Annotated in this window: 13 protein-coding genes; 11 read left to right on the top strand and 2 right to left on the bottom strand. The window is 70.2% G+C overall.

Going from position 1 to position 17007, the window contains the following annotated elements; translation table 11 throughout:
- The first annotated feature begins 244 nt into the window (after positions 1-244).
- From MID12_RS15905 to MID12_RS15890, 4 genes are all read left to right on the top strand, one after another.
- Positions 245-928: a PadR family transcriptional regulator gene (locus tag MID12_RS15905; protein ID WP_040251287.1), complete on the top strand. Its 684-nt coding sequence runs from the start codon at positions 245-247 to the stop codon at positions 926-928.
- A 57-nt stretch (positions 929-985) separates the two neighbouring features.
- Positions 986-2068: an inositol-3-phosphate synthase gene (locus tag MID12_RS15900; RefSeq protein ID WP_040251284.1), complete on the top strand. Its 1083-nt coding sequence runs from the start codon at positions 986-988 to the stop codon at positions 2066-2068.
- Between the two features lie 126 nt (positions 2069-2194).
- Positions 2195-3484: an MFS transporter gene (locus tag MID12_RS15895; protein WP_263167973.1), complete on the top strand. Its 1290-nt coding sequence runs from the start codon at positions 2195-2197 to the stop codon at positions 3482-3484.
- Between the two features lie 113 nt (positions 3485-3597).
- Positions 3598-4137 carry a hypothetical protein gene (locus tag MID12_RS15890; protein WP_263167972.1) on the top strand — a complete coding sequence of 180 codons (540 nt, stop codon included), beginning with the start codon at positions 3598-3600 and terminating at the stop codon, positions 4135-4137.
- Positions 4138-4255: 118 nt separating this feature from the next.
- Here the strand turns inward: MID12_RS15890 and MID12_RS15885 are convergent, their stop codons facing one another.
- Positions 4256-5731 (bottom strand): CCA tRNA nucleotidyltransferase, encoded by a 1476-nt coding sequence (locus tag MID12_RS15885; RefSeq protein ID WP_263167971.1) that lies wholly within the window; start codon positions 5729-5731, stop codon positions 4256-4258.
- A gap of 405 nt (positions 5732-6136) precedes the next feature.
- Between MID12_RS15885 and MID12_RS15880 the strand changes: the two genes are divergently transcribed.
- The 7 genes from MID12_RS15880 (at position 6137) to trxA (ending at position 16155) form a co-directional block, all read left to right on the top strand.
- A complete protein-coding gene (locus MID12_RS15880; RefSeq protein WP_040251276.1) occupies positions 6137-8512 on the top strand; it encodes a DUF6049 family protein in 2376 nt (791 codons plus the stop codon).
- Positions 8513-8557: 45 nt separating this feature from the next.
- Complete coding sequence (gene murJ / locus MID12_RS15875) at positions 8558-11032, top strand: murein biosynthesis integral membrane protein MurJ (protein WP_263167970.1); 2475 nt, start codon at positions 8558-8560, stop codon at positions 11030-11032.
- A 119-nt stretch (positions 11033-11151) separates the two neighbouring features.
- Positions 11152-12861: a protein kinase family protein gene (locus tag MID12_RS15870; protein ID WP_040251272.1), complete on the top strand. Its 1710-nt coding sequence runs from the start codon at positions 11152-11154 to the stop codon at positions 12859-12861.
- Between the two features lie 28 nt (positions 12862-12889).
- Positions 12890-13603 carry an RNA polymerase sigma factor SigM gene (gene sigM, locus MID12_RS15865; protein ID WP_040251270.1) on the top strand — a complete coding sequence of 238 codons (714 nt, stop codon included), beginning with the start codon at positions 12890-12892 and terminating at the stop codon, positions 13601-13603.
- Positions 13600-14625 carry an anti-sigma factor family protein gene (locus MID12_RS15860; protein ID WP_263167969.1) on the top strand — a complete coding sequence of 342 codons (1026 nt, stop codon included), beginning with the start codon at positions 13600-13602 and terminating at the stop codon, positions 14623-14625. The genes sigM and MID12_RS15860 overlap by 4 nt, the downstream gene beginning before the upstream one ends.
- Positions 14626-14812: 187 nt before the next feature.
- Positions 14813-15778 carry a thioredoxin-disulfide reductase gene (gene trxB / locus MID12_RS15855; protein WP_040251265.1) on the top strand — a complete coding sequence of 322 codons (966 nt, stop codon included), beginning with the start codon at positions 14813-14815 and terminating at the stop codon, positions 15776-15778.
- A gap of 44 nt (positions 15779-15822) precedes the next feature.
- Positions 15823-16155: a thioredoxin gene (gene trxA / locus MID12_RS15850; protein ID WP_040251263.1), complete on the top strand. Its 333-nt coding sequence runs from the start codon at positions 15823-15825 to the stop codon at positions 16153-16155.
- Between the two features lie 113 nt (positions 16156-16268).
- Here trxA and MID12_RS15845 read toward each other — a convergent pair whose 3' ends face one another.
- Positions 16269-16886: a GNAT family N-acetyltransferase gene (locus tag MID12_RS15845; protein WP_040251261.1), complete on the bottom strand. Its 618-nt coding sequence runs from the start codon at positions 16884-16886 to the stop codon at positions 16269-16271.
- Positions 16887-17007: the final 121 nt, after the last annotated feature.

Here is a 17007-nt window from a genome sequence, read left to right as displayed (position 1 = left end):
AGAGTACGGGCCGTCAAAACCCGCCTAGAGCCGAACTTCATACCAAAACAGGCAAGTTGCTTCCCGAGAATCAGGATGTGACGCCGTTCACGAAGGTCCCCCTTGTCGCATGCCTCGGTCCGTTCTATCGTCGAGATGTATCGAGTCGATACATCAGCCCGAGCTATCCGAGCGATACAAGCGGAGCGGTTCGGGCGACCGCGCCATGCGGAACACAGCTGAACAAGCCAGAGGGGAGGTCTCGATGAGCAGACGGTCCGGCATTCTCGAGTTCGCCGTACTCGGCCTGCTGCGCGAGTCCCCCATGCACGGCTATGAGCTGCGCAAGCGGCTCAACACCTCGCTCGGAGTCTTCCGCGCCTTCAGCTACGGCTCGCTGTACCCCTGTCTCAAGACCCTCGTGGCCAACGGGTGGTTGACAGAAGAGCCGGGGAACACGTCCGAGGACGCTCTGAGCGCCCCGCTCGCCGGGCGGCGCGCCAAGATCGTCTACCGGCTCACGGCGGACGGCAAGGAGCACTTCGAGGAGTTGCTCGCGCAGACCGGGCCGGACGCGTACGAGGACGAGACCTTCGCCGCCCGGTTCGCCTTCTTCGGGCAGACCTCGCGGGATGTGCGGATGCGCGTCCTGGAGGGGCGGCGCAGCCGTCTCGAGGAACGGCTGGAGAAGATGCGGGCCTCGCTGGCCCGCACGCGCGAACGCCTGGACGACTACACCCTCGAACTCCAGCGCCACGGCATGGAGTCCGTGGAACGCGAGGTCCGCTGGCTCAACGAGCTGATCGAGAGCGAGCGGGTGGGACGCGACCAGCGGCGCCCGGGGCCACCGGCCCCGGAGCGTCAGGACGCCACAGAGACCAGCGGCGGCCGGACCGCACACCGGGGCGAGAGCTCCCGGCCGGACCCGTCCGAGGACACCGCCACCTGAGGTCCCCGCACCGCGGCACCTCACTCAGGAACACCTAGAACACAGGGAGCAACCGGAATGGGATCGGTTCGTGTAGCCATCGTCGGCGTGGGCAACTGCGCTGCCTCGCTGGTGCAGGGCGTCGAGTACTACAAGGACGCCGACCCGGACAGCAAGGTCCCGGGCCTCATGCACGTCCAGTTCGGCGACTACCACGTGGGGGACGTCGAGTTCGTCGCCGCCTTCGACGTGGACGCCAAGAAGGTCGGCCTCGACCTGGCGGACGCCATCGGCGCCAGCGAGAACAACACCATCAAGATCTGCGATGTGCCGAACACCGGTGTGACCGTGCAGCGCGGCCACACCCTCGACGGTCTGGGCAAGTACTACCAGCAGACCATCGAGGAGTCCGCCGAGGAGCCCGTCAACGTCGTCCAGGTCCTCAAGGACAAGCAGGTCGACGTCCTGGTCTGCTACCTGCCCGTGGGTTCCGAGGACGCGGCGAAGTTCTACGCGCAGGCCGCCATCGACGCCAAGGTCGCCTTCGTCAACGCTCTCCCGGTCTTCATCGCCGGCACCAAGGAGTGGGCGGACAAGTTCACCGAGGCCGGTGTCCCGATCGTCGGTGACGACATCAAGTCGCAGGTCGGCGCCACCATCACGCACCGCGTCATGGCGAAGCTCTTCGAGGACCGCGGTGTCCGCCTCGAGCGCACCATGCAGCTGAACGTCGGCGGCAACATGGACTTCAAGAACATGCTGGAGCGCGAGCGCCTGGAGTCCAAGAAGATCTCCAAGACGCAGGCCGTCACCTCGCAGATCCGCGACCGCGAACTCGGCGACAAGAACGTCCACATCGGCCCCTCGGACTACGTGGCCTGGCTCGACGACCGCAAGTGGGCGTACGTCCGCCTCGAGGGCCGCGCCTTCGGTGACGTCCCGCTGAACCTGGAGTACAAGCTGGAGGTCTGGGACTCCCCGAACTCCGCGGGTGTGATCATCGACGCCCTGCGCGCCGCGAAGATCGCCAAGGACCGCGGCATCGGCGGCCCGATCCTCTCCGCCTCCTCGTACTTCATGAAGTCCCCGCCGGTGCAGTACTTCGACGACGAGGCCTACGAGAACGTCGAGAAGTTCATCAAGGGCGAGGTCGAGCGCTGAACCAGGCGCAGACGGAAGCGCTGAGCCTCCGTTTCATCTGATCCGACGAGGTCCCCGGGCGGGCTGCCCGGGGACCTCGCTCGTGTACCGGGCCCCGGGCCGATGAGCTGTGTGAGGGTGAGCACCATGGCCGCTGTGGGTTCCGTCGTGGGTGATCTGCGCACCCTGCTCCGCCTGCGGAACTTCCGGCGGCTGCTGACCGTCCGGCTGCTCTCGCAGGGCGCCGACGGCGCGTTCCAGGTCGCCCTCGCCACCTACGTCGTCTTCTCCCCCGAGGAGCAGACCTCACCGGGCGCGATCGCCTCCGCGATGGCGGTGCTCCTGCTGCCCTACTCCTTCGTCGGCCCCTTCGCCGGAGTCCTCCTCGACCGCTGGCCCCGGCGGCAGGTCTTCCTCTACGGCAACGCCCTGCGCGGGGTCCTCGCCTGCGCCACGGCCGCGCTGATGCTGCACGCCTCGCCGGACTGGCTCTTCTACGCCTCCGCGCTGGCCGTCACCGCCGTCAACCGCTTCGTGCTGGCGGGGCTCTCCGCGGTGCTGCCCCGGGTCGTGGACCGCGAACGCCTCGTCCTCGCCAACTCCCTCTCGCCCACCGCGGGCACGCTCGCCGCCACCGTCGGCGGCGCCCTGGCCTTCCTGGTGCGGCTGACGGTCTCCGACTCCGATGCGGTGCTCGTCCTCCTCGGCGCCGTCCTCTACGTCCTCGCCGCGCTCGCCTCGCTGCGCATGTCACGGCAGTTGCTCGGCCCCGAACCCGAGCTGCTGGCCGCGACCGGGCTGCGCGCCGCCCTGGCCGGTACGGCCCGCGGGCTCCTCGCCGGGGTCCGGCATCTGCGGGCCCGGCCCACCGCCGCCCGCGCGCTGGCCGCCATGACGGCCATGCGGTTCTGCTACGGCGCGCTGACGGTCATGGTGCTCATGCTGTGCCGGTACGCCTGGCCGGACACCCCCGGTGGGAATGGCGGGGACGACCGCGGCCTGGCGATGCTGGGCCTCGCTGTCGCGGTCTCCGCCGCGGGCTTCTTCACGGCGGCGCTCCTCACCCCGAGCCTGGTGGCCCGGCTGGGACGCACGGGCTGGATCATCGTCTGCGCGGGGGCCGCGGCCGTGCTGGAACCCGCCCTCGGGCTGACCTTCGCGCCGGTCCCCGTGCTCGTCGCCGCCTTCGTCCTCGGCCTCGTCACCCAGGGCGCGAAGATCGCCACCGACACCGTGGTGCAGTCCGCCGTCGACGACGGCTACCGCGGCCGAATCTTCTCCGTTTACGACGTCCTCTTCAATGTCGCCTTCGTCGCCGCGGCCGGAGTCGCCGCCCTGATGCTGCCGCCGGACGGCCGCTCGACCGTCCTCGTCGTCACCGTGGCCCTGCTCTACGCGGTCATTGCCGCCACTATGGCCCGCTTTGAGCCCAGGTAACTGTCACATCAGTGCCACAGACCGGCTCTCGGTTACAGCCTTCGCACAGGAGACCGATAGCTTTACGCGAGTCTTATCCGCGCCATTGCGCCATCGCATGAGGGGGACCCCCAGTGACTACTCCGCCCCAGGGCCAGAACCCGTTCGCCCAGACCCCGCCCCAGGGCCAGCCGCAGGGGGGCAACCCGTACGGGCAGCAGGGCCCCGCCGGTGGAGCCCAGGCTCCGTACCCGCAGGGGGGCCAGGCCCCGTACCCGCAGCAGGGCGGGTTCCCGGGGGCGCCGGTGCCGCCGCCGGCCGACAACCGGAAGAAGAAGATCAAGTTCATCGCCATCGGTGCCGCGGTACTGATCGCCGGTGGAGCGATCATCGCCGGTATCGTCTCGGGTCAGGACGACGCCAACACCGCGGCGGTCGGCGACTGCATGCACCGCGGCAGCATGAGCGACACCAACCCCGACCTGGAGGTCGTGGACTGCGGCGGCAAGGAGGCCCAGTACAAGGTGACGGCGAAGGTCAAGGGCAGCTACACCACGGCCATGACCGCCAGCCAGGCCTGCTCCAAGGAGACCAAGGACTTCGACAACTACTACACCGAGCGCGGCGGCAGCGGCGACGACTTCCTGCTCTGCCTCTCGGACCTCAAGAAGTAGTCCCTGTCGGAGCCGGGCGTTGTTTCACGTGAAACAACGCCTCTCCGCACAGCAGTGGCGCCCATGTTTCACGTGAAACATGGGCGCCACTCGCGTCTGCATCCGGGCTCCGGAGCGCTCAGCCCTCCGGCTGCTCCGCCGCCCACCACTCCTTCAGTGCCTTCGCGGCTTCCTCCTCCGCCATCGGGCCGTTCTCCAGGCGGAGTTCCAGCAGGAACTTGTACGCCTTGCCGATGACGGGGCCAGGGCCGACGCCCAGGGTCTCCATGATCTGGTTGCCGTCCAGGTCCGGGCGGAGGGAGTCCAGCTCCTCCTGTTCCTGGAGGCGGGCGATGCGCTCCTCCAGGCCGTCATAGGCGCGGGAGAGGGCGTTGGCCTTGCGCTTATTGCGGGTGGTGCAGTCGGAGCGGGTCAGCTTGTGCAGGCGGTCGAGCAGGGGGCCGGCATCCCGTACGTAGCGGCGGACGGCGGAGTCGGTCCACTCGCCCTCGCCGTAGCCGTGGAAGCGGAGATGGAGTTCGACGAGCCGGGAGATGTCCTTCACCAGCTCGTTGGAATACTTCAGCGCGGTCAGGCGCTTCTTCGTCATCTTGGCGCCGACCACCTCGTGGTGGTGGAAGGAGACCCGTCCGTCCTTCTCGAAGCGACGGGTGCGGGGCTTGCCGATGTCGTGCAGGAGCGCGGCCAGGCGCAGGGTCAGATCGGGGCCGTCGGTCTCCAGGTCGATCGCCTGCTCCAGCACGATCAGGCTGTGCTCGTAGACGTCCTTGTGGCGGTGGTGCTCGTCCCGCTCCAGGCTGAGCGCGGGCAGTTCGGGCAGGACGCGCCGGGCGAGGCCCGTCTCGACGAACAGGCCGAGGCCCTTGCGGGGGTGCGCGGCGAGGATCAGCTTGTTGAGCTCGTCCCGTACGCGTTCCGCCGAGACGATGTCGATCCGGTCGGCCATCGCCGACATCGCCGCCACCACCTCGGGGGCGACGTCGAAGTCGAGCTGCGCGGCGAACCGGGCCGCCCGCATCATCCGCAGCGGATCATCCGAGAAGGAGTCCTCCGGGGCACCCGGCGTCTTCAGCACCCGCTCCGCCAGGTCCTCGAGACCGCCGTGCGGGTCGATGAACTCCTTCTCGGGCAGCGCGACCGCCATGGCGTTGACGGTGAAGTCGCGGCGTAGCAGGTCCTCCTCGATGGAGTCGCCGTAGGAGACCTCGGGCTTGCGGGAGGTGCGGTCGTAGGACTCGGAGCGGTAGGTGGTGATCTCGATGTCGAAGACCTGCTCCGTGCCACCGACCTCTCCCGCCTTCTGCGCGCCTACGGTGCCGAAGGCGATCCCGACCTCCCAGACGGCATCCGCCCACGGGCGCAGGATCTTCAGTACGTCCTCGGGGCGGGCGTCGGTCGTGAAGTCGAGGTCGTTGCCGAGCCGCCCGAGCAGCGCGTCCCGGACCGACCCGCCGACCAGCGCGAGCGTGAACCCGGACTCCCTGAACCTGCGGGCAAGATCGTCTGCGACAGGGGAGACCCGCAGCAGTTCGCTGACCGCGCGGCGCTGCACCTGATTCAGGACACTGGGATTGTCTTCGTAGGCGTTCGGCACAACAGGAAAGGGTACGGGGCGGCGCAGTCCCCGGTCGCCCCGGTCAAGGGCCGCGGAGGCGGAGCGGGAGCGGTGGCAGCGACAGGGCGGACGGGGTCTGGTGGGCCGGGTCCGCCGCCCGGGAGGTCGGCCCACCGGCAGGCTGGGGTGTGACTGGCGGGACATGTCGGATGTGCCACGGAAAGGCAGGGCGCCGTACGCAGCAGGAGACGGCCCGGTCAGCGGGCGGCCCCGGCACGACGTACCCCTCATAGCGGGGCAGGTGCCCCTGCCGGACGGAGGGGAGAGGCACCGCGGTGAACCTGGGACCATGATCCCGGGCACGGGGGCACAGCGCGCCTCGTTACCATGCGTGGACGCACATTCCGACGACCACTGACGACACGACGAGGGACGGGCGAGCGCGTGGCCGAGGCGGCAGACTTCCAGGGGACACCTCCCTCAGCTGCCCGTCGGTGGCTTCGGCGCTCCGGGGCCCTGCTGGCCGCCGTTCCGGTGCTGGCGGGGCTGCTCCAGGCACCGGCCGCGGGGCAGGCCCGGGCGGACGTCCCGGCCGCCGCGTCCGAGACCGCCACGGCGGCCCGCGCCCCCGGCACCGGTTCCCGCAGCGTGGACGTCTCCGTGGACGCCCTCACCCCTTCCGCCCCGCAGAAGGGCGACACGATCACGGTGACCGGCAGCGTCACCAACCGCAGCAGCCGTACGGTCACCGAGGGCAGCGTGGGGCTGCGGCTGGGCACCGCCCTCGGCGGACGCTCCGCCATCGACAATGTGGCCCAGCGCAAGGGCTATGTGCCGGGCCTGGAGGGCACCCCGGTGGACGACAAGTTCACCGAGAAGATCTCCTCGCTGGCACCCGGCAACCGGCAGAGCTTCCGCATCTCCGTACCGGCAGACGACCTGGACCTCGGCCAGGACGGCGTCTACCAGCTGGGGGTGGCCCTCACCGGGCAGACGGCGGCGCAGCCCTACCCGCAGGTCCTCGGGATCCGGCACACCTTCCTGCCCTGGCAGCCCGACAAGGCGGCCTCCAGGACGAAGACCACCTTCATGTGGCCGCTGATCTCCGCCACCCATCTGACCGCGGAGACCGACTCCAGCGAGCGGCAGACCCCGGTCTTCGAGGACGACGAGCTGGCCAAGGAGATCGCACCCGGCGGGCGCCTGCAGCAGATGGTCTCGCTCGGCAGCCGGCTGGACGTGACCTGGGTGATCGACCCGGACCTCCTCGCCTCGGTCGACGCGATGACCGAGAACTACCTGGTGCGCGGCGAGAACGGCGAGACGACGCCCGGTGAGCAGCAGGGACCGGCCAAGCAGTGGCTGAACGAGCTGGAGAAGGCGGTCAAGGGCAAGAACGTCGTCGCGCTGCCGTTCGCCGACCCCGATCTGGCCTCGCTGGCCCACACCGGCAAGCGGATCTCCGGTTCGCTGAGCCACCTCAAGGACGCCACCGAGGTCGCCGCGGACACCGTGGAGACCGTCCTCCATGTGAAGGCCAGCACCGATTTCGCCTGGCCGGTCGAGGGCGCCATCGATCCCGCCGTCGTCGACGTCGCCACCTCGGCGGGCGCCCGGAACGTGATCGCCCGGGCCGACAGCCTCCAGGACACCAGCGGACTGCCCTACACCCCGAGCGCGCCGCGGCCCATCGGCGGCGGCACCACGGCCGTGGTGGCCGACGCGCGCCTGTCGACCGGTTTCCGCGGCGACATGACCCGGGCGAACAACTCGACGCTGGCCGTGCAGCAGTTCCTCGCCCAGAGCCTGATGATCACGCTCCAGGCGCCGGAGAAGCAGCGCAGCGTCGTGGTGGCGCCGCAGCGTACGCCCACGGCCGGGCAGGCGCAGTCCATGGCCCAGGCGATCCGGCTGCTCCAGGACGGCCGCTGGACCGAGTCCCAGGACCTCACGGCGGCGGCGAAGTCCTCACCCGATCCCGGGGCGGTCACCGCGGTGCCCTCCGGTCGGGCCTACCCGGCCTCGCTGCGCCGCCAGGAGCTGCCGCTGTCGGCCTTCGAGTCGATCAGGAACACCCAGGGCCGGCTCGACGGCTTCCAGGCGATCCTCTCCAACGCTTCCCGCGTCCAGGCACCCTTCGGGCGGGCCATAGACCGCGAGATGTCCACCTCCTGGCGGGGGCGGCCGCAGGAGGCCGAGCGCTTCCGGGGCGGGGTCTCGGGATACCTGAACACCCTCACGCAGAGCGTCTCGCTGATCGACAAGTCCGAGGCGAAGCTCTCCGGGCGCAGCGCGACGATCCCCGTCACGGTGCAGAACAACCTCCTGCAGGACGTCGACCACCTGGTCCTCAGGCTGACCTCCACCAAGGCGACCCGGCTCAAGGTCGGCGGCAGCCAGTACGACGAGCAGCCGGTGCGGGTCTCCGGGGGGCACGCGCAGTCGGTGAAGTTCACCACCACCGCCGAGGCCAACGGACCCGTCGAGGTGATCGCCCAGCTCTACACCCAGGACGGGCAGCCCTACGGCTCCGAGGTCCGCTTCAACGTCAACGTCACCGAGGTGACCCCCACCGTGATGCTGGTGATCGCGGGCGGTGTGCTGCTGCTCGTCCTCGCCGGGTTCCGGATGTACACCCAGCGCAAGCGGGCCGCCCGTCGCGCCGGGGACGGACCGCCGGAGGGTCCGGGGGACGGCTCGGACGCCGCCCAGGGCCCCGGCCCCGGTACGGACACCCCCGGGCAGCCGAGTGACCCGGAGCCGGACACCGCAGCGGAAAACGAGGACGCGTCCACCCCGGGTGAGAGAGTGGACCGTTGAGCGATGTCGTGGCCGGTGGGCCGGGGACGATGAGGTGGGGTAACCATGAACGCGCCGTACGACGGTGACCGCGGGCAGGACCCGCGCTCGCCCGCGCACCCCACGGGCCCCCATGAGCCCGGCCAGGTGCCGCCCCAGCAGGGCGCCGACCCCTACCGCGAGGACGGCTACGCCCCGGATCCGTACGGCAGGCACCCTTACGGCCAGGACGGCTACCCCCAGGAAGGGCCCTACGCTCCGAGCGGCGGGGCGGCCCCGTCCGCGTACCCGCAGGATCCCTACGGCCAGGAGGCTTACGGCCAAGGTCACGCCGGGGGGCAGCCGGTCCAGCAGGGCGGGCAGCCGCCGCACGGCCAGGGCATCCACCCGCAGGCCTCCTACGGCAGCGCCCCGCAGCCCCAGGACGCGTACGCGGCCCAGGACGGCTACGGGGGCGATCCGTACGCGCCCTCGCCGTACGCCCAGGGCTCCTACGAGGGATACGACCAGGTCCAGGGCCCCTACGCGCAGCACGGCGGCCAGGGACAGTACCCGCCCGCCTACGAGCAGACACCGCACCCCGGAGCACAGGGCATCCACCCGCAGCAGCAGCCGCAGTACGAGGAGCCCTACGCCCCGGACCCCCGCGTCTGGGCGCAGTCCGCCGCCCCCGAGGGCCAGCCGCTGCCGTACGGGGACGACGGCCGCGCGGCGCAGTACGTCGGCGTCGACGACCTGGTGAGCCAGGCCGGCAGTGCCCAGCAGCAGCCGGAGCACGACGCCTTCGCCCATCTCTTCCGCGACCAGCAGCACGACGGTCCCGTGCGGCCCCCGGCCGAGCCCGGCGTGGTCCCACCGTCCGCGCCGGAGCCGCCGCCCCCGCCGCCCGCCGCGAGCACCTCGGGCGGCGGACGCGCGTCGAGCATCCTCAAGTCCAGCGCCCTGATGGCCGCGGGCACGATGGTGTCCCGGCTCACCGGCTTCGTCCGCACCATGGTGATCACCGCGGCGCTCGGTGCCGCCGTCCTCGGTGACGCGTTCACCGTCGCCTACACCCTGCCGACGATGATCTACATCCTCACCGTCGGCGGCGGCCTCAACTCCGTCTTCGTCCCGCAGCTGGTGCGATCCATGAAGGAGGACGAGGACGGCGGCGAGGCCTACGCGAACCGGCTGCTGACGCTGGTGATGGTGATTCTCGGCCTCATCACCGTCTTCGTGGTCCTCGGCGCGCCCCTGCTGATCCGGCTCCAGTCGCAGTCCATCGCCGAGAACGGTGCGGCGAACAACGTGGCCGTCACCTTCGCCCGCTACTGCCTGCCCACGATCTTCTTCATGGGCGTGCACGTGGTGATGGGTCAGATCCTCAACGCCCGCGGGAAGTTCGGCGCGATGATGTGGACCCCGGTCCTCAACAACATCGTGATGATCTTCACCTTCGGCCTGTTCATCTATGTGTACGGGACCGCGGAGAGCAGCGGCGTACGGGTGGAGACGATTCCGGCGGAGGGCGTGCGGCTGCTGGGCATCGGCACGCTCCTCGGCCTGGTGGTCCAGGCTCTGGCGATGATCCCGTATCTGCGCGAGGCGGGCTTCCGGTTCCGGCCGCGCTTCGACTGGCGCGGGCACGGACTCGGCAAGACCATAAAGCTCGCGAAGTGGACGGTGCTCTTCGTCCTGGCGAACCAGGCCGGCCTCCTCGTGGTCACCCAGCTCACCACGGCGGCCGGCGACAACGCCGGGAACCAGGGGGGCGTGGGCTTCCTCGGCTACACCAACGCCCAGCTGATCTGGGCGATGCCGCAGGCGATCATCACCGTCTCGGTGATGGCCGCGATCCTGCCGCGCATCTCCCGCGCCGCCAGCGACGACGATCCGGGCGCGGTCCGCGACGACATCTCGCAGGGCCTGCGCACCTCGGCCGTCGCGATCGTGCCGGTCTCCTTCGCCTTCATCGCGCTCGGCATCCCGATCTGTACGCTGCTGTACTCCTCCAGCGGCCTCGGCGCGGCGCAGTCGATGGGCTACATCCTGATGGCCTTCGGCATCGGCCTCATCCCGTACTCCGTGCAGTACGTCGTCCTGCGCGGCTTCTACGCCTACGAGGACACCCGCACGCCCTTCTACAACACCGTCATCGTCGCCGCGGTCAACGCCGCCGCCGCCGTCGTCTGCTACCTCGTGCTCCCGGCACGCTGGGCGGTCGTCGGCATGGCGGCCTCCTACGGCCTCGCCTACGCGGTCGGGGTGGGCGTGGCCTGGAAGCGGCTGAAGAAGCTCCTCGGCGGCGATCTGGACGGCCCGCAGGTGCTGCGGACATACGCCAGGCTCTCGCTGGCCTCGGTGCCCGCGGCGCTGGTCTCCGGCTTCCTCGGCTACTTCGTGATGGAGACCGTGGGCAAGGGAGTGCTCGGCGCGATCGCCGCCCTCCTCGTCGGCGGGGTCGCTCTCCTGGCGGTGTTCTACCTGGCCGCACGCAAAATGCGCATCCAGGAGATGAACGCCATGGTCGCCATGGTGCGCGGACGCTTGGGCCGTTGAGACACGGGTAGCCGCACAACCATCGCCGGCCTCCGCGTGTCGTGCATGACGGGAGAGTGTGGGCACAATTGGCTTTGGTGTCGACCAGAGTGCAACGGATGGGGAGGCAGGGAACGACGGTGGCGGAACGGAGCACAGCTGCCGTCGACGTGGCAGACAACAGCGGTGACGAACCGCTGCCCGCGAAGGCGGAGGAAACCACGGCCGACGGGGTGGCCAGGACGCGGCACGACGAGAAGTCCGCGGAGAACGGCAAGCCGCAGGACGAGGAGAAGGAAACCGCGTCGAAGCCGGTGCCCCCCGAACTGCACAGCGGCCACAAGCTCGCCAGGCGCTACCGTCTCGAGGAGTGCGTCACCCGTCTGGACGGCTTCAGCAGTTGGCGTGCCGTCGACGAGAAGCTGCGCCGCGCCGTGGGCGTCCATCTGCTGCCCGCCGACCACACCCGGGCCCGTGCGGTGCTCGCCGCGGCCCGTTCCTCGGCGCTGCTCGGCGATCCGCGGTTCGTGCAGGTGCTGGACGCGGTCGAGGAGAACGACCTCGTCTACGTGGTCCACGAATGGCTGCCCGACGCCACCGATCTGCGGACCCTGCTGGCCGCCGGCCCGCTCGAATCGCATGACGCCTACCAGATGGTCAGCCAGATCTCCTGGGCCATGGCGGCGGCGCACCGCGAGGGCCTCTCGCACCTGCGGCTCACGCCCAATTCGGTGCTGCGGACCTCCTCCGGGCAGTGGCGCATCCGCGGTCTGGCGGTGAACGCCGCCCTGCGCGGCATCAGTTCCGAGACCCCCCAGCGCACCGACACCGAGGCGATCGGCGCCCTGCTCTACGCCGCGCTCACCCAGCGCTGGCCCTACGAGAGCGATGCCTTCGGCCTCTCCGGGCTGCCCAAGGGCGTCGGGCTCATCGCGCCGGACCAGGTACGGGCGGGCGTGCACCGCGGCCTGTCCGAGCTGTCGATGCGCGCGCTGGTCAACGACGGTGCCACCGCCTCCCGTCAGGAGCAGCCCTGCACCACCCCCGACGACCTGGTGAAGGCCGTCGGCGAACTGCCCCGGATCCGGCCGCCGGAGCCCGCCTTCACGCCCCCGCCGGAGTACCAGCGCACCACCTATCAGCAAGGCTCCTACGGGCACCCCGGAAGCCGTACGGGGGCCAGCCGACCGCTGCCGCCTCCGCCGGGTCCGCTGGAGGGCCGCACCGGGCGCGCGCTGAAGTGGGCCGTCTCCGCGCTGCTCATCGCCGCCCTCGGGCTCGGCAGCTGGCAGCTCGCGGACGCCCTCATGGACCGCCAGGGCGATGACTCCGGTAATTCGGACAGCGACGGGGGCAAGAAGAGCGGTGCCCAGCGGCCCACGCTGCCGCTGACCGTCCAGGGCGCCGCCGAGTACTACCCCGACGGCAAGCCCCAGCACCCGGAAGACGTCCGTCTGACCCACGACGAGGACCCCAGCACGTACTGGCGCACGTACTCGTACACCGGCGGACCGACCCTCGCCCCCTACAAGAAGGGCCTCGGGATCGTCTACGATCTCGGCGGCGAGCGGGAAGTGTCGGGCGCCTCGATCGGACTGCACTACAGCGGCGCGCACACCGCCGGTTCCCTGTACGCGACCGATTCGCTCGCGCCCTCGGCTCCGCTGGACTCCCTGCGGAAGATCGCGGACGGGAGGACGGACGGGTCGACGCTCAAGTTCTCGGCCGCCAAGCCCGTCAAGGCGCGGTACGTACTCGTATGGCTGACCGCCGCTCCGTATTCCGGCGGAGATGAGTACAGCAAGGCGGGGTACAAGCAGGGAATCACCGAAGTGAAGTTCACTGGCTGAGGACAGCGGCGAAGGGGGGAGGGGGAGGGTGGAAGAGGCCGTGGACCACGGCGTCAGCGACCAGGAGCTCCTGTCCCGCCATGTCGCGGGCGACGGAGAGGCCTTCGGAGAGCTGGTGCGGCGGCATCGCGACCGGCTCTGGGCGGTGGCCCTGCGCACACTGGGAGACCGCGAAGAGGCCGCCGACGCCGTCCAGGACGCTCTCGTCTCCGCCTACCGCGCGGCGCACACCTTCCGGGGCCAGTCCGCGGTCACGACCTGGCTGCACCGCATCGTCGTGAACGCCTGCCTCGACCGGGTCCGCAAGGCCTCCTCCCGGAAGACCTCCCCCATCGACGACGACGAGCGGCTGGAGCAGCTGCTCGAACCCCATGAATCGGCGGCCGCCCCCGCGGAACGCAATGATCTGCATCGCCAGCTCATCGAGGCGCTCGGCACCCTGCCGCTCGACCAGCGCGCCGCCCTCGTCCTCGTGGACATGCAGGGCTATCCGGTGGCCGAGGCGGCAGAGGCCCTCGGGGTGCCGGTCGGCACGGTGAAGAGCAGGTGCGCCCGCGGACGGGCGAGGCTGGTCCCGCTCCTCTCCCATCTGCGGGGTGACGCGGATCCCTCGGCCGGGAAGAAAACCTCCTCCCGAGAACGGAACCGAGCGGCGGGGAGCTCCGTCCCATCCGCAGACAGTTCTCAGGACAGTGGGCCCGGGGGGCCCGCGGCAATGAAGGGTGGAGGTGGACGCGCGTGACCGGGGCGGCTGAGCATCCGGACGTCACCGAGATCTCCGATCTCACCGAGGGCCTGCTGACGCCTGCCCGCAGCGAGGAGATTCACCGGCACCTGGAGTCCTGCGCGGACTGCCGGGACGTGCACGCGTCTCTGGAGGAGATCCGCGGGCTCCTCGGCACCCTGCCCCCCTCCACGCCCATGCCCGTGGACGTCGCCGAGCGGATCGACGCGGCCCTGGCCGCCGAAGCCCTGCTCGCCGCCACCGCGCCGGAGGGCCAGGCGGCCGGCTCCTCTGCGGAGCCGGTCACCCCCCCGGAGGTCGAGGGGCTTGCCGAGACCGGCGCTCTCGCCTCGGCATCCGGCGCGAGCGCGCACGACGAGGACGCCGAGCTGGACGTCCAGAACACCGCGCGCCCGGGCCGCAAGGGCAGCCATGTTTCACGTGAAACATCGAAGGCTTCCTCCGGGGACCGGCCCGCGGGACGTGCCAAGGGCACCACCGGACCCGGCCGTGGCGGGCGTCGCGCGGGTCGCCGCCGGGTGGTCGGTCTTGGAGCCGTCTTCACCGTGGCCGCGCTGGGCCTCGGGGGTCTGCTGTTCCAGGTGGTCGGCGGCCAGGACGATGACGGTTCGCAGACCACCGCGGAGAACCAGCACAAGGGGACCACCTTCTCCGACTCCACCATGGAGTCGCGGGTCGGAAAGCTCCTGGACGGCGGTAAGGCCTCCCCCTCGCCCAAGCAGTCGACTCCCTCCTTCGACGTGAAGTCGAGCCCGGACGCTCCGTCCGACGCGCCCCAGCGCCAGGAACTGCCCGCCGTGAAGATCCCCTCCTGCATCGAGAAGGGCATCGGCCGCAAGAACGCGCCGCTCGCCGCCGAGCAGGGCACCTATCAGGGCAAGCCCGCGTACCTCGTCGTGCTGCCCCATCCCTCCGACGCCAAGCAGGTCTCGGCCTATGTGGTGGATGCTTCCTGCGTCGACCAGGGCAAGACGGCGAGCGGTGAGATCCTCTCCACGGATTCCTACGCACGGCGCTGAGGCCCCGGCCCCCGAAGCCCCCTCTGTCGTCATGGTGGTCTCCGACACACTTTTCGGCGCACTTCCCCGGACCCGTGAACGGGCGGTCCCCTCGGGAATGCACGCCCCGTAGGATCCGTTGGGTCGGGTGGGAGGACTCAAGGATCCCGCCGGGAGTACGCAGTCGCCAGAGACAAGGAATCAAGCCGTGACCGACGTTCGTAACGTGATCATCATCGGCTCCGGGCCTGCCGGCTACACGGCAGCGCTGTACACCGCGCGCGCCTCGCTCAAGCCGCTGGTGTTCGAGGGCGCCGTCACCGCTGGTGGTGCGCTCATGAACACCACCGAGGTGGAGAACTTCCCCGGCTTCCAGGACGGCATCATGGGCCCCGACCTCATGGACGGGATGCGTGCCCAGGCCGAGCGCTTCGGCGCCGAGCTGGTGGCCGACGACATCGTCTCGGTCGACCTCTCCGGCGAGATCAAGACCGTCACCGACACCGTGGGCACGGTCCACCAGGCAAAGGCCGTCATCGTGGCGACCGGTAGCCAGCACCGCAAGCTCGGCCTGCCGAAGGAGGACGCGCTCTCCGGACGCGGCGTCTCCTGGTGCGCCACCTGTGACGGCTTCTTCTTCCGCGACCAGGACATCGCCGTCATCGGCGGCGGTGACACGGCCATGGAGGAGGCGACCTTCCTCTCCCGCTTCGCCAAGTCCGTGACGATCGTGCACCGCCGTGACTCGCTCCGGGCGTCCAAGGCGATGCAGGAGCGGGCCTTCGCCGATCCGAAGATCTCCTTCATCTGGGACAGCGAGGTGGCCGAGGTCCAGGGCGACCAGAAGCTCTCCGGCCTGACGCTCCGCAACGTCAAGACCGGCGAGACCTCCGCGCTCCCGGTGACCGGCCTGTTCATCGCGATCGGCCACGACCCGCGCACCGAACTCTTCAAGGGCCAGCTCGACCTCGACGACGAGGGCTACCTCGTGGTCCAGTCCCCGTCCACCCGTACGAACCTCACCGGCGTCTTCGGCGCCGGAGACGTCGTGGACCACACCTACCGCCAGGCGATCACCGCGGCCGGTACCGGCTGCTCGGCCGCCCTGGACGCGGAGCGCTACCTCGCCGCGCTCACCGACGGCGAGGCCGCCGTGGCCGCAGCCGCCGTCTGATCCACCTCGCACACCCCCGCCGCACAACACCTAAGGAGCCCGCCGTGGCCGGCAACCTCAAGGTCGTCACCGACGAGACCTTCGAGCAGGACGTACTCAAGAACGAGAAGCCCGTACTGGTGGACTTCTGGGCCGCCTGGTGCGGACCCTGCCGCCAGATCGCCCCCTCCCTCGAGGCCATCGCCGCCGAGCACGGGGACAAGATCGAGATCGTCAAGCTCAACATCGACGAGAACCCCAACACGGCCGCGCGCTACGGGGTCATGTCCATCCCGACCCTCAGCGTCTACCAGGGCGGCGAGGTCGCCAAGACCATCGTCGGCGCCAAGCCCAAGGCCGCGCTCATCCGCGACCTCGAGGACTTCATCGCCGAGTGAGGTCGAGCAGTACGCGGCACTGTTTCACGTGAAACATGCGACGGGCCGGTCCTTCGGGACCGGCCCGTTCTGCTGTCCGAGGTCTGGCCGCTCCTGGCTGACGGCGAGCAGCCTCACAGCGGGCGGAGCGCGGGCTCCTTCTGGACGGCGCCGAGGAGGCGGTCGATCGCCATCTCCACGTCCTCCTTCCAGGAGAGCGTGGAACGCAGCTCCAGGCGAAGACGCGGGTACGAGGGATGCGGCCGTACCGTCTTGAAGCCGACGGAGAGGAGATGGTCGGCGGGCAGCAGACAGGCGGGGCCCTCCCAACGGGCGTCCCCGAAGGCCTCGATGGCCTTGAAGCCTCGGCGCAGCAGATCCTTGGCCACCGTCTGAACGATCACCCGTCCCAGCCCCTGCCCCTGGAAGCCCGGAGCGATCCAGGAGGTCATCAGCTGCACGGCGTCCGGAGAGACCGGGCTGGTGGGAAAGGCCATGGCCCGGGGGACATAGGCAGGGGGAGCGTAGAGCACAAAGCCCACCGGCTCCTCGTCGACGTACACCACCCGGCCGCAGGATCCCCAGTCCAGGAGGACCGCGGAGATCCAGGCCTCCTTTTCGAGGTGCGGGGTACCCGCCTTTACCGCGTCCTGCCCGCTGACGGGATCGAGCTCCCAGTAAACGCACGCACGGCAGCGGCTGGGGAGATCCGAGAGATTGTCCAGCGTGAGCGGTACGAGTCGACGCCCCATGGAGGCACTTCCTCACTTTCCTCGCCGACGCACTCCCGGGCGGCGCTCAGAGCGCTCTGCTCCCTGAGCAGACTCCCGAGAAATCCGCCGACCGCGCCCAGGCCGAGGGCCACTGCGACCA

The organism is Streptomyces sp. SCSIO ZS0520 (genome assembly GCF_025643355.1).
GTDB lineage: Bacteria > Actinomycetota > Actinomycetes > Streptomycetales > Streptomycetaceae > Streptomyces > Streptomyces physcomitrii.
The sequence above is the reverse complement of the archived record's forward strand: the minus strand, read 5'-3'. Positions and strand labels throughout refer to the sequence as shown.